We start from the raw sequence: 18,018 nt of genomic DNA, 5'->3' as shown, positions 1-18,018 counted from the left end.
CTGTAAAACTCTCTAATCAATTAACAATATTTTATTATCTTCTTTTTTTACTTATTTTTCTACTTATTTTTTTACTTGTTTTTTTACCTTTCTTTGCACCAAAGAGGAAAACCCCTACTCCATATCTAACTCCCCCTGAAATAGAACCACTTATTGCACCAGCATGCATTCCAAAAATCGTCCCACCTATTACTCCTACTTTACCGGCTGCTTGGTAGGTTGATGGTTTAACTCCCGTCATACCTAGTGAGGTAATGATCCCTCCTGTAGCTCCTCCAAATGCACCCCAGGTAATAGCTTTGGTTCTTATATGTTTTCCGACCCATTTCGAATCGTTTGGAAACACCTTCCTAAGTGTTTTCTTCACTGGCGCTGGAAGACGCTTAACAGTTCCTCGAACAAACTTTTTAATTGCATAATGTCCATCTGGATCCACCATCATCACCGGATTATTATCACCATACGTATATCCATTCATGGTAATCGGGTCATCTTCATCACCCGGATCAGGGTCCACTGATAAGAACACACCATGCTCCGGACTATAGTAACGCGCAATTAGATAATACATACCAATTTCTTTATCATACATGTATCCCGCATATCCAAATGGGTTGTCTGCTGCGATACCTTTTGCGTCGCTCTTTAATACGTTACCCCATGCATCATATTCATACGTTGCTAAAACTTCTCTATTTTGATCTGTCATTGCGACTACATCACCGCGTGGGTTATAGTGGTAGTATAACGTTTGTCCTTTTGATTTCATCGCTAAGCGCGTGCCACTTGTTGAGTATACATATTGACGGAGTACAGTTCCACTACCATCTGTCTCATATAACGGATTAATGCTATCTCCATCATAGAAATAACGTGTTACTTGACCATTTACACTCTTTTCAATACGACGATTATCTTCATCATACTTATAAGTTGCGAATGCATTGCTCTCACCTTGTTTTGTAATAGCTACAATTTGGTCATCTTCATTCCATGTATACTTGTACTTTCCATCAGATGTACGATTTCCATTCGCATCATACGTTAACGATTCGTTCCCGAATTTTACAAGTTGATTTCCTTCATTGAATGTTGCTGCTATAGATTTTGTTTCTTTTCCATTCTCTACAACTTTCACACTTGTACGGTTTCCAAATCCATCATATGTGTATGATTTAGTTGTTCCGTTTGGTAATGCTTCATTTAATAGTTGGTTGATCGGGTCATATACAAAGTTTGTTTCCGTTACTTTTCCGCCCGCACCTTCATGTTTAATCTTCGTACGGTTACCCGCTTGGTCATATTCATATCGTTCAGAAAGTAGAATACTATTTGACGTACCTACTACTAAATCTTTAATTTTGTTCGCATGATCATAGTTGAAAGTAGAGCCTGAACCATTTCCAGCTGTATACGTACGAACATTGCCTTGATCGTCATAATCAAATCGATACGTTTGAGAACCGTCTGTCACACGAATGTTTTGATCTAACGTGTTGTAGTCATACGATACTTTATTTGTGTATCCGCCTTGCGTTACTGTTTGTTCTTTTAGTTTTTCTGTCTTACTGTTTGCTTTATCGTGATATGCCCAATCAATTTTTCCGCCTCGGCTATCTGTTGCACTTGTGACGCGGTCTGCCTTGTCGTATGTTTTTGTTCGTTCTACACCGTTGACATGGTCTTTCACTTTCGTAACTTGTCCATTTTGATCACGTTCAAATGTAAATGAATCTTTTCCGTTGCGCTTTTCACCAACGACGCGATCTGCTGTATCATATACAGATTCTAGAATAGAGCCGTTTGGCATTTTTGTTTTAATCTTGTTTGCATTTTCATCGTACGTATTTTCAATACGACGGTTTAACGCATCGATATATACTGTATTTTTATTATCTACATCATATTCATATTTGTGTGTTTGTGTTTTCCCACCAAACATGACAGATTTCTCTGTTGTGTTTCCATTATGATCATAACGATAATTTACAGAAGTACCATTTTTTAATGTAACCTTTGTTAATAGATTATCTTTGTTATAATCATATAGTTTTGTATTTCCTTTTTCATCTGTCTCGCTCTTTTTATTTCCTGATGCATCGTATGCGAATGTATTTTTCTGTCCTTCTTCATCATACGTCGCAACAACATTTCCATCGTTGTCGTACTCGTTTTTAATAAGAGCGTTTCCTTCTAATAGGCGTATATCATCAAACCAAACTTTTCCTTTATTCTCTCTTCTAAAGAGCATATAAACTTCCATACGTTTAATTGGTTTAGTGGCAGGGATTACAACCGCACTACGATTCCAATCATTTGTCCCACTTGGGAATTTCGCTTGGAAATTTTCCCCACTACCATCTTGATAATGTACATCTGCCCAAATAGAGTAATCTCGAGAGAGTTTATCTGGTGCAGTATTTTCTACATTTACTGATTTAGACATTCCTGTTAGCGTAATTGGTTCTGCTTTTTTCTGATTTATAGTGATATGCTTGCCATATCCTACATCTGAACCACCATATTGGCTACGCTCTAATACAATAGATGAATGTCCCGTAAAGCTCTCTTGCTGAGAAACATCTTTCGGATCACAGCTTGTTCCATCTCCTCTAATCCAACCTGGCATACAGCCATTTCCCGCCATATTTTCTAAACTACTATTTTCAATTGGGTTAAAGCTAGAAGAAACTTCACCTTTTTCTAGTTGAATCTTATCAAACCAGACTGAACCACTCGTAGCAGAACCGCCATTTTCTACTTGTAAATAGATTTTTACTTTTCTCGTTTGTTCTGTTGTTTTAAAAGTAACTTGACGGTTAACCCAATCCCTCGTTCCTTGAACTTTATTGTGACGAGTATCATGCCATCCACCATCTACACCAGCACCGTTTTCATTTAATAACTGTACATTGAAGAAAGCGGCACCATTGGCTAAATCCGTTTTCATCATACCACTTAACGTATACGTTGTATTTGGTTCTAACGTTACTTCTTGAATTGCAGCAATATAGCCCCAATCATTATTCGTTGCTTTTGTTGAAATTTTAAGTGATGATTCTCCGCCCAGACCACCTGGTGCTGATGTTGCATCTTTTGTAATAGCTCCGGAATTATTCACATTTACTGGTACCCATTTTTCCGTACCATTCATTTCAAAGCTTGGATTTTGAATCAGGTTTTCTCCTGTTCCCAGCTCTCTAGTTGTCGCAATTGGATTTCCAAACTGATCATACTGCATGAAAGATGATGTATTTGCTGCTTGGTCTGTTTCAGATACTTCTGTATTTGCAGCCTTATAAGCAACTGTTGTTTCACGATTTTCGTTATCTGTCGCTTTTATAAGCCCGTTGTCTTTATTGTACTCAAACTTTTCTGTTCCCATTTCATCAGTAACAGAAGTTACATTCCCATTACCATCATAGGTCGCTGTTTCTGTTTGATTTTTAGGAGTTGTTGTTTTTACTAAGTTATTTGCATTATATTCATATGTTGTTGTTAAATTTAGACGTCCGGAATCTTCAACTGTTTTGACTGGGTTTCCAGCATCGTTATACGTATAAACAGTTTTACGTCCTTTAGGATTCGTTAACGTAACTTCTTTCGTATCTGTATTATATGCTAATGTCGTAGCTTTTCCTAATGGGTCCGTTACTTTTACTAATCTATTATTCTCGTATGCATACGATGTTTTATATGGTTTGGCATCTGTATGTTGCGGATCATAAATAGATGTTAGTAATCCATTATCATATCCGTATTTATATACTTTTCCTTCTGGTGTTGTAGAAGAAACGAGTAAATCTCCATCATATTTAAATGTAATCGTTTTGCTATCTGGGCCGATTACTCTTGCTGCTTTTTTATTATTTCCATCATATTGTACGACTAACTCTTTACCAGAAGCGTTCTTTACTTTTGATAAACGGAATTCCCCATCATACTCATATGTCGTCGTATTTCCGTATTTATCTTTTGTATACTGGATACGACCTTGTGCATCTCCAGATTTATAGAAAGTAACCGTTTGGTCTTTATCTTTTATTTCATACCCGCCTGATACTTGTTTAATTTCTAAATATATACCAGTAGGGGCTTGATACGTATTATCTCCCGTTCTAGTAAAAGTAATATTTGCGCCATCGGCAGAAATTAATAGTAAGTTTCCGTTTCCTTCAGCCAAAATTCTTTCTTCTAATCTACTAGACCAACCCGTACCAAATAAACCTACTTTTTTACTTTGGCTATTATACGTTCTTTCCACTGATACATCCGGTCCGCGCCCAGATAACGTAATATCTTTCTCACTCATGATAAAGTTACCATTTGTAGCATTTACTTTACCATTTAGTACCGGAACTGATGCCCAGTAATCAAACATCCCTATAAACCCAAAGTCTTGAGCAAATTTAGGTACAAACTCATGCGAAATTTCACTTTCAGCATGTCCGGCTTTACTATACGCTGTTACACGGAACCAATAATTTTTAAAGCCAGCATAAATTCCGCCAGAATTCTTATACACAGGTGATGGATCAACTGCTAATTCTGCACCTTTTTTATCATGATGAAGTAAATATTGGCCTTTTGCAATTTCATCTTTCGTTGGCCAAATTTTCTCATTTTGCGTTGTCCAATTTGTTTTATTTCCTACATCGAACGCTTCGTAATCTTTTCCGTTATAAATCCAAACTTTATAGCCTGCAGCCGCTGGAACTGCATCCCACTTTAATGTGACATATCCTGTTTCTTTATCTGTCGCATTAATGTAGGCCGATCCATCTGGCTTTTTCACTTGTTCTAATGGAATAAATGGAACTATTTCATCTGAAAGTGGACTATCCCCAAACGGATACTCTGCTACAATACGAATCCAGTAGCTACTTCTTCCGCTATAATCCCCGTACGGACCTCCTGACTCGTAAGCATTTTTATATATTTGTCCTGGGTTAGTAGGCGCTTCTGCACCTTTTCCGTCATCATGTATCCAGTAACGCCCTTGTGCAATTTCTTCTGGCGTCGGGAATATTTTTTTATCTTTCGTCGTCCAGCTTGTCACATTCCCAACAGGAATATATTCATAGTCATATCCATTAAAAATGGCAACTTTATAACCTGTTGCTCCTGGAACTGCGTCCCATTGTACATTGAAGTGACCTGAACCACTCCCACTCCCATTTGAGTAAGCTTGTACTCTTGGCTTATTTGGTTTTGCGTAGGAATATTTCACTTCCAAGAATGGTGCATTCGTTCCATTTTCAGCTGCAATGAATTTCTTCCAATGGTTTTGACCATTACCATTTGCATGTAGCTTAAAGCCATTGTTTGGTCTCGCGCCTTCTACCCATGCTTTCACTGTATTCGTTACATTGAACTGGGCCCATTTTCCGCGGCCCACATCAGCGTGTGCAATGTTGTTAGAACCTGGTTTGTTATTCCAGTTTACACTTCCAACATTCCATCCACTTGTTACTTCATCTAACCAAACACCATTTGGTTGATTCGCATAATAATGCCAAACTGCATAGGCATGGAATGTTGCACTTTCAATCTTTGCACCCTTTAAGTTTGAAACATCTGGTTTAATAAATGAAAAATTAGTTCCAGATGCTCCATCATAATATCCAACTTTTAACGTATAAGCATTTTGACCTGAATCCCAAAGTTTTCCCCCTGAATAATTGACAGTTGGATACGCACTTGAAGCGTAAGCATTTTCAAAATTATCCAATTCAATTGAAGGATCTACATATACCGGATATTTTCGCTCTGGTGCTTGTAACCACTGCGGGTCTGCAGTAACAGTTAATGTATATGTTTTTTCATCTTTCTTCTCAATATTGTAGCGAACCGCATCTGACGTTACAGCCTCACCTGATTGCTGATCCACATTGGAATCATTCATATACGGTTTCGGCAATGTGAATACTTTTTCTTTTTTCTCATCTTGGAAGTCGATTGAACCATCTTCCTGTAAGCTAGGTGTTAAATCTGTTTCTAATGCAAATGTAAAAATGTGGTGTCCTGTATACTCACGTAATACAAAATCTTCTTTTACATTTTCATTGAATGTCGTACTCTTTAAATCAATATTTGGGAAGACCCCTTTATACCATACTGTATTATTTTCATGTGTTGCGGTTACTGGTGATGGCTTTATTTCACCTTTTTCACCATTTGCACTTATTAGTTTATACTGAATAGTATGATCTTTTACTTTAAATTGAACGTACTTTCCATCTTTTGTCGCTTTCTCAAACTCTGGTTCTAATGTTGTATTTTCCGTTACAATTTTTTCATTTGGTGCTTCTACTAATTTTGGTGAAACCTCTTCTAGCTTTCCATCTTTCTCTGCATGAATCGGTTCCGTATATACCCTCTTTGTAAAAGTACCATCATTGTTATCAAAAACCTTTTCGGTTTCCGTTCTTTCTTCTACAACCTCAGTCGGACTCGCCTGTGTTTTAGCCTTATCCTTCTTTAATTGATCTGGATGTGGAGCTGGTAATTCCTGCTCCTCTTTCTTTTCCACTTCTGGAGTTTGTTCTGAATTTGGAGATGGTGTAAACGGTGGTGCCGTTTCTGCCAACCCATTCAGTGGTATAGAAGTAACAATTAATGCAACTACGATAAGTTGTATTAAATACTGATACCACTTTCTTTGTTTCTTACCTTCCATAAACTCACCTCACTGAAATATTTTTAACATATATAATGTTACATATCAAAATTTATATAAACTAAAGAGTAAAGTAAATACAGTTTTAAAGTTTTGAAGATTTTGTGCACAAAATACGACAATTCAATAACAATTTTTAAAATATCATTACAGATAATTATTTCTGTTATATAATTTAAGATTACAATAATCACATCTATTATTATTTACTAACGACAGAATATGAACATGATTCAACTAAACTTTTACATTCACTTTTGTTCTAGTATTCCAATGAAGCTAATACATTGAGTTTCATTGGAATAGCATAAATGTGGGTCTTCTAATTGTAATAACTGTGTTTAAGAAAGTAAGAGAAATATCTTCATTACTACTCGTATCAAATAGTTGAACACGCTCCGCTATTATATATACAAACTTCCTACTACATTTCATATGAGAAAAAGTTATTACGATAAACAAAGAAAAGGTCTCCTAAAATATCTTTTAGGAGACCTTTTCTTCATTACACTTGCATCGCTTTCTCTCTCAATGCTCTTCTTAACAACTTACCAGTCGTATTCTTCGGTAATTCTATTAAAAACTCAATGCTTTTCGGCACTTTATATTTCGCTAAATGTAACGTACAGTAATGCATTAGTTCTTCTTCTGTTACGTTTGCTTGCTTCAAAACGACGTACGCTCGCACAGCTTCTCCTAAGTTTTCATCAGGAACACCGATTACGACAACTTCCGCTACTGATTCGTGCGTATATAATACTTCTTCTACTTCACGAGGGTATACGTTATAACCGCCAACTAAGACGATATCTTTTTTACGATCCACGATATAGAAGTAACCTTCTTCATCCATTTTCGCCAAGTCACCTGTATATAGCCAGCCGTCTTTCAATGTCGCAGCTGTATCTTCTGGTGCATTATAGTATCCTTTCATAACGTTAGGTCCGCGAACAATTAATTCACCGACTGCGCCGACAGGTACTTCTTCCCCAAGTTCATTTACAATTTTATTTTCTACATGCCAAATATTTGTGCCAATTGATCCTGGTTTCCGAGGACGATCTAGCGGATTGAAACAAGTAACTGGTGATGCTTCTGATAAACCGTATCCTTCTGAAACAATAACGTTAAAACGTTTTTCAAAGTTTTGCAGAAGAGCAACAGGCATCGATGCACCACCGGAAATACAAAGGCGAAGCGTCTTCACATCTTCTGCGCTTGCTTCTTCAAATAAATATAAATAATTGTACATCGTCGGTACGCCAGCAAAGATCGTTGGTTCGTACGTGCGACAAATACGGAATACTTCTTTCGGACTAAATTTCGGTAACATTAAAATCGTTGCCCCGTTCACAATCGGTGCATTTACCGCAACTGTTAAACAGAATACATGGAACATAGGCAGTGCCGCAACAACGCGGTCATCAGCCGTATATTGTAAATACGACGCCACATCGTTCGCATTACTATATAAATTTTTATGTGTTAACATAGCGCCTTTCGGTTTTCCAGTTGTGCCCGATGTGTATAGAATAACCGCTACATCTTCTTCATCTAGTTCAGGACCTTCGTAAGTTGTATCTCCAGTCCCCACAAAACTAGTAAACGTTTTCATTTTTTCGGTTTCTGTATGGTTAAAATCTGATGAGGTTTCGCATATGATGATGTTTTCTAATGAAGGAAGTCTTGTTGTAAGAGATTGTATAACAGGTAGAAGGACGTCGAGTACGATGATTGTTTTTACATCTCCATTTTGTAAAATATAATGCATTTCGTCTGCTGTATAAATTGGATTAACTGGAATAACAGTTGCTCCGGCTTTCATTGTTCCGTATAAACCGACCAAAAAATGTGGTGAGTTCCCAACAACTAATGCGACATTGTCCCCTTTTCCAATGCCCATTTCTGCTAAATTGCTAGAAAACCTTGTGACCATTTTGTTTAATTGGTCATATGAGACCGACTGATCCATAAATATATAAGCCGGTTTTTCCCCCTTCTTTTTTGCCGTTTCAGCCAAAGATTGAACGAGATTCACAAAAACCCCACCTTTATAAAATTTAGAATATTTAAAAATTCTAAATTAATTATATTAAAAGAAAATTAAAGTAGCAAGTGATATTCTATTAACTGCATATAGACAGATCACCTTCTCTTAGTTTACTTTGGAAAGATAAGGGAATTTTGTTCGCAAGTAATTTATGAAACTAGACCAGAAATCATTTTAGGATAATATGCATTCATCTTTTCTCTAAGTTTAGTAAGTTCCTCTTTATTTAACGTCGTATGCTCTCCGTGCAAGTTAAGAGCATCCGCTCCATCTTCATGAAAATAAACTGTAACATATAATGCCGGTAACCCTATATTGTCTTCATCTATTGATAAGACGACATCTGGTGTTTTATTAACAGTGCTGAATGTTTCATTTCTTTTCCACTTCTTATTTTGAAACATGTCTTGTATATCATGTATCTTTCGTTTGTTATCTGTATGCGTAAAATATATGACATTATCCTCCGCTGGTTTTCCGATAGACAAAATTGTACGACTTGAGGGCGATCCACTGCTACACGCTGTCATTCCGATAACTAAGCTGAGTAATAATACAACGTACATTACCCTTTTCATTTCGATCCGCCTCCTTTTGAATATATATATTCCTTTACGAGGGGCAAATGTCCTGTGATTTTATGTTTTGTGGTAAATGAAATTATATGAGCGATTTTTCAGTTATATCAGCGCAGCTCGATTTATATCGGCGATTTTCCAAATATATCAGCGCAACTCGGTTTATATCGGCGATTTTCCAAATATATCAGCGCAACTCAATTTATATCAGCGATTTTTCAGTTATATCGACTTACCGACAAAACCTGACAATCTACGCAAAAAAGAAAGAGGCTGCCCGTTATGGAAGCCTCCCTCATTTTTAGAAGAATAAATGTAAGAAATCTTCTGTTGTAATGTTACCGAAGTAGCGTGCGATATCTACGCCTTCTAAAGCTGCAGTGAATGCATCTTTATCGAACTGAACGCCTGTTAGACGCTCTTCGATATCATGAACATCTAGTGAACCGAAGAAGTCGCCGTAAATTTTACATTCTGTTACTGTTCCTTTTTTCACTTCAAGACGAACGTCAACTTGTCCAACTGGGAAGCGGTGTGAATGTTGTAAGTTGAACTTCGGTGATTTTCCGTAGTTCCAATCCCAATTTTGGTAACGTTCTTCAGAAAGTTTATGGATTGCTTTCCAATCCTCTTCTGTTAATTCATACGTTGGGATTTCTGTTTCTCCTTCGAAAATTGTTTCTAGAAGAAGTTGTCTAAACTCTTCTGTCGTCATTTCTTCGTTTAGGAACTCTGTAATGTTCGCAACGCGGCTACGGATTGACTTAATTCCTTTTGATTGAATCTTATCCATTTTTACTTTTAACGCTGATACGACGTGATCGATTTCAGAGTCAAATAGTAACGTACCGTGGCTGAACATACGACCTTTCGTTGCGAACTGTGCGTTACCTGAAATTTTTCTACCTTCAGCTAAAATGTCGTTACGACCACTTAGTTCTGCATTTACGCCTAATTTACTAAGCGCTTTCGTTACAGGTTCTGTAAATTTTTTGAAGTTGCTGAAACTGTCTCCATCATCTTTCGTAATAAAACTGAAGTTTAAGTTTCCTAAATCATGATATACTGCGCCTCCGCCTGATAGACGACGAACAACATGAATACCTTTTTCTTTTACGTAATCTGCATTAATTTCTTCTACTGTGTTTTGGTTTTTACCAATGATAATCGAAGGTTCGTTAATGTAGAACAGTAAATATGTTTCGTTAATATCTAAATTTTTCACACAATATTCTTCAATCGCTAAGTTTATTCTAGGATCTGTAATTCCTTTATTATCAATAAATAACATCGTATCACCTCATGAGTTCCATACGTAGCCACTATGCGCTAGCGTAATGTGGCCACTGAAAATTTGTTTTGCTTCTGTTACTAAATCAGATGGGTTGCCTGTATGCGGTAAGTGCGTTAATAAAAGTTCTTTTACATTTGCATCTTTTGCAATACTTGCTACTTCTGTACTATTCATATGCCCTGCTTTTGCAGCCTCTTGATGTGCATACATATTACACTCACAAATGAAAAGATCAGCATCTTTCGTGAATGGAATGAATTCAGGAATATAACTTGAATCAGCGCTGTATACTACAGCATCATCTCCAGCTGTAATACGCATCGCAAAGCATGTAACAGGATGAACAGTTTTTAAGAACGAAATCGAGAACGGTCCAACTTGAAGTGTTTCTTCTGGATTGTACGCGATTCCTTTCGTATGTGGTTCATGTGTTAAAGAATGGAATCCATTCTCGTCAAACGTATGACCGTATATTGGTAATTCCGGTAGTTGCCTTGTTGTCGCACTCGTAATTAATCTCGCATATTGCAATACCCCAATGTCCGCAACATGATCGTGATGATAGTGTGACAGTACAACTGCATCTATATGAGATGGTGTTATATATTTTTGAAGCTGTGCTAGTACACCACTACCACAGTCTACAAGTAAACGAAAACCATCGTGTTCAAACAAATACCCCGACGTTGCTTCTCCCGCTTCTGGAAAGCCGCCCCAAAAGCCGACAACAGTCATTTTCATATGTATCCATCCTTTCTAAAACCGAGTAGGAATGCAGTTTTTCTCCGTACTTGAGAAAGTTTTTTACTTACATCCTACATTGTTAACTATAATCCATTTCCTAAACTTTTTCATTAATTTTCAATTTTGTTATAAAACAGTTGTTGACTTTTATTTTTTGTACTAATACAATGATAGTAAGAAATGGAAATGGAGGGATTGACATGATCGATCAACCAATGGAGTTTTTCAGAAATTTACCGACGAAAACTTGTGCGCACTGCGGGAAAGAAATTGATGAGCAACACGAAGCATACCATAACAAATGTGATGATTGCGTTCACGAAGAATAGTAGTTTTTGAACATAAAAAAACCTAGCAGACATAGTCTACTAGGCTAATAACATCTTATCCTTCATCGTTGAACCTTTCACCAAGAGCTCCAGTTCAAACTCATACAATTCTTTTTTTCGATAATTTTTCGTATGGATTTTATCCATCATTAGGTCGACAACTTTTCGGGCCATTTCATCAATTGGCTGTTCAATTGTCGTAATACCTGGTTCTGTAATCTGCGATAATATTTGATTATCAAAACCGATAACAGCAAGATCATCTGGAATGCTCCAGTTATGGCGTTTCGCCTCTGAGATAATTCCAGCTGCTACCTCATCGCCTCCTGCCAAAATCGCGGTAGGATTTTTTTGTCCTTTAATACTTCATGGAATATTCGTTTTCCATCTTCCCAAGAGAAAGCGTTTTCAAGAAAGTCAATCGCTTCTACTTGGCGGCTCTTCTCAGTTATTGCACGTAAAAAGCCCATTTTTCGCTGCTGGCTAACGACTTTGGTTTCGTTACCACGGCAAAAAATAAGATTACGATATCCTTGATCTAACACATGCTTCGCAGCTATGTATGCTCCTTGCGCATGATCAAACTTCACTGTTGGAATATTTGCTTCCTCAATATATTCATTACACAACACGATTGGACCGTGCTGTAAATATGGCTCTACATCTTCCCACGGATTTTCTAGTGAACATAGAATAATCCCATCTACTTGTTTCGTAGATAATAATTGTAAATACTCCATCTCTTTTTCCGGTAAATATCTTGTTTGACAAATAATCAGTTTATATTTATGTTCAGAAGCAGCAATCTCGATTGCTTCAATAAATCTACTGAAGAAAGGATTTGTAATCCTTGGAACTAGCACCGCAATTGTTTCCGTTTTTTGTTTACGAAGCCTTCTCGCCGCAGAATTAGGAACGAAGCCTAAATGCTTCATTGCTAATTGAACCCTTTTTTTCTTCTCATCTGAAACATATGGATGATTATTAATCACCCTAGAAACCGTTGTCCTTGATAACCCTGCTAATTTCGCCACGTCCTCTATAGTCGACACGAAATTCTCCCCCTTTGCATGAAAACGTTTTCTTAAATTGATTATATAGTATATTATTGGAAACTGCAATATCGGTTGTTATGATTTTACTATATTAATATTATACATAGGTAAAAGTCTGTTAATGCATGGGCAATATACTGCTTTTAAAAATTTACGTTATGTACATTCCTTTTCTTAATACCATATATCCTTTATTCAATATAAAACCCCATCAATACGTCATCTCCATATGATCCATCTTCATACTTTATTTGCTTTCGTTGTCTTCCTTCTTCTACAAAACCCATACGTTTGTACACTTTAATTGCCCGATCATTAACAGAAACTACACCTAAGCAAATTTTCTCTAAACCTTTCTGCCCTTTCGCCCAACTAATAAGAAATTCAATTAATTTCGTACCGATGCCTTGATTACAATACGCCTCTTTAATCCCCATTCCCATTGTGCCTGCGTGTTGTAACCGTTCTAGTTCATATCGGTTGAAAAGTAAAAAGCCTACCACCTTATAATCTACTTCATACACAATATAAAGATTACCTTTCTCATTACTTTTCCGTATCTTTTCTCTTTCTGCATCAATATCATTCGGTAATTTCTTTGGAGATACTATGAAAAACTTTGTAGTATTTTCCGATAATATAATTTCTTTTCTAATGTTCATTATTGCTTCTGCATCAGCCTCTTTTGCTAATCGTATCATTGAATCACCTCGTACTTTTTCTTTTAAAAAATAATATTAAAACTATAAAACGTCCAATATGCAATATTGCATATTGAGAATCTTTTTACTCTTGATACAATATTCATACATCAAAATAAAAGGAATGTATGCAATGAATCCAATCTTAACAGCTGCAAAACAACTATTACATAAAGAAGAAAAGATTTTATCTACTTTAAAATGTTCACTTACTGGCTATATGATTACGCATAAAGTCCCGTATCCTGGCATGTTACTTGCTACTAATCAAAGACTTCTCTTTTTTAGCCAATATAAAAACACATTCATTGCCGAATTTGATTATGAAAAAATTCTATCCATAGAAACGAAGAGAAGAATCTTTGACAAAAAAATAATATTTTACTATGAAGATGAATATATAACGCTTGGATACATTACAAGTTCGAATGTTGAAGCGTTCATAGACTTACTACAAAGAAACAGCAAGACTAGCACAGGCTTATAATCAGCGGGGATCTCCTCGCTGATTCATTATTTTAACTCCTCCCACTTCGTCCAAACTTCTCTCCCGTTTATACGGTACATATTATCCTCTCTATCCATAAACCTATGTACAATAAATTCACGTCTAATTGTACAAAAATCATCATGATATTGTTTTATAAATGTATTAATTTCTTTTTCTGTATATTGATTTCCAGCATCTAACTTGCTAATTAAATGCTCTAACAATACTAGTTTCTTCTTCTTTTGACCTGGAATCGATTTTAAACGATCCTCTTTATCGAAAAAGTTATGAATGGTCGTATCACGGAATTTCATTTCACTTTCAGTCATTTTTTATCCTCCATCTACTTTTTTTCTTTATCTTTTCACTTAAAATATCAATAAAGTAATATCCACCCATTAACACATAATAGAACGTAAGTATTCCAAATGCATCTTTCATACTTGTATATACTTCTTTATCAAACAATATAGGTGAAAGGGCATAAACAAGAAAGATTATTAGCGGATTTACGATAAAATAATAAGTAAGATTGCCTTTCATCATATCAACTCCTCTACCCTATGTTTCTCTGTAAATTGTTGTAATTCCTTTTCTTTCGTTTCTATAGCTTTTAGAAAGACTTATAGATGAACTAAGGAAAAGATGCCCTCTATTAAAATAAAAAAGCACCAAAAAGGTGCTTTTATCTACGCTTCAACCGATTGATTTCCAACCACATTTTTAAATTTTCGTTTGTGCATCAAAGTTAAGGAAGCGATTGTTCCAAGTGATAATACAACGATAAAGATCATGAGCATTCCTATGTTTTGCCACATGAAGTCAAAGTCTCCACTCGATACGACTGCTTTCAATCCTGATACAGAGTATGTCATCGGTAACCAAGCATTGAATGGTTGTAAAAACTTCGGAATCAATTCTAGTGGGAATGTTCCGGCACTTGTTGTAAGCTGCATAATTAATGTGATGATGGCGATAAAACGGCCTGCATCACCAAATGCTGTTACTAAACATTGAATTAATGCGATAAAGGCTAAACTTGTAATGATGCTAAAGAGTATGAAGTATGGAATGCTTTGTACTTCTACACCTAATCCGAACAGTAATATAACATCTGCTACTATCGCTTGAATAATACCAACTGATAGTAAAACACCGAACTTACTAATAAACCAACTAAATCCTGATTTTGGAACGCCTACTGTATCACGTAATGGGTATACGATAGATAATAATAATGCCCCAACAAATAAACCGAGTGATAAGAAATACGGCGTAAATCCAGTTCCGTAGTTAGGAACTTCCGCCATTTTCTCTGTCTTCACTTTTACAGGACTTGCAAACATATCATACGTTTTATCCGTTCCTTTTACTTCCCCAGTTTTCTCTGCCCCTTCGCCAAGTTTCTCTGCAAGTTCACCTGAACCGTCGTTTACTTTTACGAGACCATCTGTTACTTTTCCTGAGCCATCTGCTAGTTTATTTACGCCGTCGATTAGCTGGATTGAGCCATTTGACATTTGATTTAGGCCACCATTTAGAGTACCTAAGCCCGTTGTTACTTGACCAGATCCATCTGCTAATTGATTTACGCCACCTGCCATTTGGTTTGCTCCTACAGATAATGTACCTAAACCGCCTGTTACTTTACTCGAGCCATCTGCTAATTGATTTACTCCACCTGCCATTTGGTTTGCTCCTGCAGATAATTGACCTAGGCCGCCTGTTACTTGACTTGAGCCATCTGCTAATTGATGTACACCACCTGCCATTTGATTTGCTCCTGCAGATAATGCACCTAAACCGCCTGTTACTTGACCAGACCCATCTGCTAATTGATTTACTCCTGCAGATAATGTTCCTAAACCACCTGTTACTTGGCTTGAGCCATCTGCTAATTTCGTTACACCTACAGATAATGTCCCTAAACCGCCTGTTACTTGACCAGACCCATCTGCTAATTTGGATACTCCTACAGATAATGTTCCTAAACCGCCTGTTACTTGACCAGACCCATCTGCTAATTGATTTACTCCTGCAGATAATTGACCTAATCCTGCTGTCACTTTTCCAGAGCCACTTTGCAATTGCGTTACTCCATCAATTAATTGAACTGATCCATCTTTTAATTTATCGGCACCTATTTTTGCATTATCTAATCCCTCACCAAATCCATGAAACTTACTAACAAATTCATTTTGTGCGCTCGTTAGTTTCTCAATAGCACCTGCTAGAGTTTTTATCCCTGCTGGATTTGGTAAGTTTTTTGCAACCCATTTGTTGTTTGATGTATTTCACCTTTTAATTGTTTCACTTCTTCATTTAATTTATTTGTTCCACCTGCTACTCCGGCAGCTTTTTGCTGAACTGTCGCTGTACTTTTTACAGCACTTGTTACGAATGGCTGTAACTGCTCTTGATATTCTTTTGGTAAACTTTCAATTTGCTTTTGTAAATTCGCTACCTCTTGTGCTGCATTTTTTGCATCTCCTGCTGTTGATTGTGTAAGTTCATTTAACTGATTTACATTCGCCCCAGCTCCATCTATTTTTTCATTTACTGTATTCAATATAGAAGGAACTTTCGACTGCATTTCCTCTAAGCCTGCAGCAGACTTTTGTACGTTACTATTTAACTCTTGCAATCCCTTTTGGATCGCTTGAGAACCTTCCTCTAATTGGCTTTGCCCTTCAACAAGTTTTCCCATACCATTTGATAGATCCGTTGTTCTTGTTTTTAATTCACCGGATTTACTTACTAATTTGTTCAAGCCACCGGTCACTTTCTCAGATCCATCACGCAACTCACCCGTTTTACTATTTAACGTATTTAAACCGTCTGTTACTTTGCCCGATCCGTCTACTAACTTCCCAATACCTGCATTGCTATTTAATGCATGTAAACCATCTGTTACTTTGCCTGATCCATCTACTAGTTTCCCAATACCTGCATTGCTATTTAATGCATGTAAACCATCTGTTACTTTGCCTGATCCATCTACTAATTTTCCGATACCTGCATTGCTATTTAATACGTGTAAACCATCTGTTACTTTGCCTGACCCATCTACTAATTTCCCTATACCTATCTGCATTTCACCTGTTTTGCTATTTAGTGTATTTAAACCATTTGTTACTTTGCCTGACCCATCTACTAATTTCCCTATACCTATCTGCATTTCACCTGTTTTGCTATTTAGCGTATTTAAACCATTTGTTACTTTGCCTGACCCATCTACTAATTTTCCGATACCTACCTGCATTTCACCTGTTTTACTATTTAGCACATTTAAACCGTTTGTTACTTTGCCTGATCCATCTACTAATTTATTAGATCCATCTGCTAATTTCTGAACTCCATCCTTCATCTCCCCAGATTTCCCTTGCAGTGTATGAAGGCCATCCGTCACTTTACTTGAACCATCATGCAGCTCACTTGATCCGTCGTGTAGTTTATTTGCTCCTTCCGCCCCATCTGCTAATCCTTTTGAGACGTCTTGAATGGAATCAAACATTTTCTCTGCATATGTTTTCGTTAACGTGCTTGCTACTTCACCTTTAATTTTTTCAATGGCTGTTCCGCCAATTTGTGAAGATAAGAAGTTCAAACTTTCGTTTGGAATATATTCTAAGTTTAATGGCTTCGGATCGTCTTTTAGTAACGTTGTAGCGTTACTTGAGAAGTCATCTGGAATGCGCACTAACATGTAATACTTTCTACCTTCCATTCCTTTCTTCGCTTCTTTTTCACTTACGAACTCCCATTTAAAACTTTTATTATCTTTTAAATTATCAACGAGCCCTTTTCCGACCTCAATTGGTTTCCCATCAAATACTGCGCCTTTATCTAAATTGACTACTGCAACTGGTAAGTCATCTAACTGTTTATACGGATCCCAAAAAGCCCACAAAAACATCCCTGCATATAAAATTGGTACGAATAAGACCGCAATAATTGGAATTAATATTTTTTTACTTTTTATAATTTCCGTGAACTCTTTCCGAAGTAACTGATTCCCTTTCATAATTTCTCCCCCTTTTATAAAATGACCAAAATGTTCATATAGTCATTTTTACCCAAACAAAAAGGCTATACTTG

Annotated in this window: 11 protein-coding genes and 2 pseudogenes; 2 read left to right on the top strand and 11 right to left on the bottom strand. The window is 36.6% G+C overall.

Annotated elements, in window-relative coordinates; all coding sequences use genetic code 11:
• Positions 1 to 34: 34 nt before the first annotated feature.
• The 6 genes from HMPREF1014_RS17510 to HMPREF1014_RS17485 form a co-directional block, all read right to left on the bottom strand.
• Positions 35 to 6,679 carry a DNRLRE domain-containing protein gene (locus tag HMPREF1014_RS17510; protein WP_000398600.1) on the bottom strand — a complete coding sequence of 2,215 codons (6,645 nt, stop codon included), beginning with the start codon at positions 6,677 to 6,679 and terminating at the stop codon, positions 35 to 37.
• 294 nt (positions 6,680 to 6,973) lie between these two features.
• Positions 6,974 to 7,141, bottom strand: a complete 168-nt coding sequence (locus HMPREF1014_RS31665; RefSeq protein ID WP_170950089.1) for a hypothetical protein — start codon at positions 7,139 to 7,141, stop codon at positions 6,974 to 6,976.
• Between the two features lie 43 nt (positions 7,142 to 7,184).
• Positions 7,185 to 8,717 carry a fatty acid--CoA ligase family protein gene (locus HMPREF1014_RS17505; RefSeq protein ID WP_001055200.1) on the bottom strand — a complete coding sequence of 511 codons (1,533 nt, stop codon included), beginning with the start codon at positions 8,715 to 8,717 and terminating at the stop codon, positions 7,185 to 7,187.
• A gap of 161 nt (positions 8,718 to 8,878) precedes the next feature.
• Entirely contained in the window at positions 8,879 to 9,307 is a 429-nt protein-coding gene (locus HMPREF1014_RS17500; protein ID WP_000832643.1) for a hypothetical protein, read from the bottom strand.
• A gap of 301 nt (positions 9,308 to 9,608) precedes the next feature.
• A complete protein-coding gene (lplA, locus tag HMPREF1014_RS17490; RefSeq protein ID WP_000897275.1) occupies positions 9,609 to 10,598 on the bottom strand; it encodes a lipoate--protein ligase in 990 nt (329 codons plus the stop codon).
• Between the two features lie 9 nt (positions 10,599 to 10,607).
• Positions 10,608 to 11,342 (bottom strand): MBL fold metallo-hydrolase, encoded by a 735-nt coding sequence (locus HMPREF1014_RS17485; RefSeq protein ID WP_000784690.1) that lies wholly within the window; start codon positions 11,340 to 11,342, stop codon positions 10,608 to 10,610.
• Positions 11,343 to 11,545: 203 nt separating this feature from the next.
• Between HMPREF1014_RS17485 and yhfH the strand changes: the two genes are divergently transcribed.
• On the top strand, positions 11,546 to 11,674 hold the full coding sequence (yhfH, locus tag HMPREF1014_RS17480) for a protein YhfH (protein WP_000567010.1): 129 nt from the start codon (positions 11,546 to 11,548) through the stop codon (positions 11,672 to 11,674).
• Between the two features lie 39 nt (positions 11,675 to 11,713).
• On the opposite strand, the pseudogene HMPREF1014_RS17475 reads toward yhfH, so the two are convergent.
• Both HMPREF1014_RS17475 and HMPREF1014_RS17470 read right to left on the bottom strand, forming a co-directional pair.
• Positions 11,714 to 12,726, bottom strand: a pseudogene (locus HMPREF1014_RS17475) (LacI family DNA-binding transcriptional regulator).
• A gap of 194 nt (positions 12,727 to 12,920) precedes the next feature.
• Positions 12,921 to 13,430 (bottom strand): GNAT family N-acetyltransferase, encoded by a 510-nt coding sequence (locus HMPREF1014_RS17470; protein ID WP_000620017.1) that lies wholly within the window; start codon positions 13,428 to 13,430, stop codon positions 12,921 to 12,923.
• 133 nt (positions 13,431 to 13,563) lie between these two features.
• Here HMPREF1014_RS17470 and HMPREF1014_RS17465 point away from each other — a divergent pair, with 133 nt between their 5' ends.
• The gene (locus tag HMPREF1014_RS17465) at positions 13,564 to 13,917 is read left to right on the top strand and encodes a PH domain-containing protein (RefSeq protein ID WP_001068220.1); all 354 of its coding nucleotides are present in this window, start codon (positions 13,564 to 13,566) and stop codon (positions 13,915 to 13,917) included.
• Positions 13,918 to 13,943: 26 nt separating this feature from the next.
• Here the strand turns inward: HMPREF1014_RS17465 and HMPREF1014_RS17460 are convergent, their stop codons facing one another.
• From HMPREF1014_RS17460 to HMPREF1014_RS31345, 3 genes and pseudogenes are all read right to left on the bottom strand, one after another.
• Entirely contained in the window at positions 13,944 to 14,249 is a 306-nt protein-coding gene (locus tag HMPREF1014_RS17460; RefSeq protein WP_000140283.1) for a DUF2087 domain-containing protein, read from the bottom strand.
• Complete coding sequence (locus HMPREF1014_RS17455) at positions 14,242 to 14,466, bottom strand: hypothetical protein (RefSeq protein ID WP_009327231.1); 225 nt, start codon at positions 14,464 to 14,466, stop codon at positions 14,242 to 14,244. Before HMPREF1014_RS17455 ends, HMPREF1014_RS17460 begins: the two co-directional genes overlap by 8 nt.
• A 143-nt stretch (positions 14,467 to 14,609) precedes the next feature.
• Positions 14,610 to 17,944, bottom strand: a pseudogene (locus tag HMPREF1014_RS31345) (YhgE/Pip family protein).
• Between the last annotated feature and the right edge of the window lie 74 nt (positions 17,945 to 18,018).

Source organism: Bacillus sp. 7_6_55CFAA_CT2, assembly GCF_000238655.1.
Classification (GTDB): Bacteria; Bacillota; Bacilli; order Bacillales; family Bacillaceae_G; genus Bacillus_A; species Bacillus_A cereus.
The sequence above is the reverse complement of the archived record's forward strand: the minus strand, read 5'-3'. Positions and strand labels throughout refer to the sequence as shown.

Excerpts from the sequence above, each read along its gene's own strand:
- HMPREF1014_RS17470 (WP_000620017.1), bottom strand. The coding sequence starts at position 13,430 with ATGATACGATTAGCAAAAGAGGCTGATGCAGAAGCAATAATGAACATT.
- HMPREF1014_RS17460 (WP_000140283.1), bottom strand. The coding sequence starts at position 14,249 with ATGACTGAAAGTGAAATGAAATTCCGTGATACGACCATTCATAACTTT.
- HMPREF1014_RS17485 (WP_000784690.1), bottom strand. The coding sequence starts at position 11,342 with ATGAAAATGACTGTTGTCGGCTTTTGGGGCGGCTTTCCAGAAGCGGGA.
- HMPREF1014_RS17455 (WP_009327231.1), bottom strand. The coding sequence starts at position 14,466 with ATGATGAAAGGCAATCTTACTTATTATTTTATCGTAAATCCGCTAATA.
- HMPREF1014_RS17510 (WP_000398600.1), bottom strand. The coding sequence starts at position 6,679 with ATGGAAGGTAAGAAACAAAGAAAGTGGTATCAGTATTTAATACAACTT.
- lplA (WP_000897275.1), bottom strand. The coding sequence starts at position 10,598 with ATGTTATTTATTGATAATAAAGGAATTACAGATCCTAGAATAAACTTA.
- HMPREF1014_RS17465 (WP_001068220.1), top strand. The coding sequence starts at position 13,564 with ATGAATCCAATCTTAACAGCTGCAAAACAACTATTACATAAAGAAGAA.
- yhfH (WP_000567010.1), top strand. The coding sequence starts at position 11,546 with ATGATCGATCAACCAATGGAGTTTTTCAGAAATTTACCGACGAAAACT.
- HMPREF1014_RS17500 (WP_000832643.1), bottom strand. The coding sequence starts at position 9,307 with ATGAAAAGGGTAATGTACGTTGTATTATTACTCAGCTTAGTTATCGGA.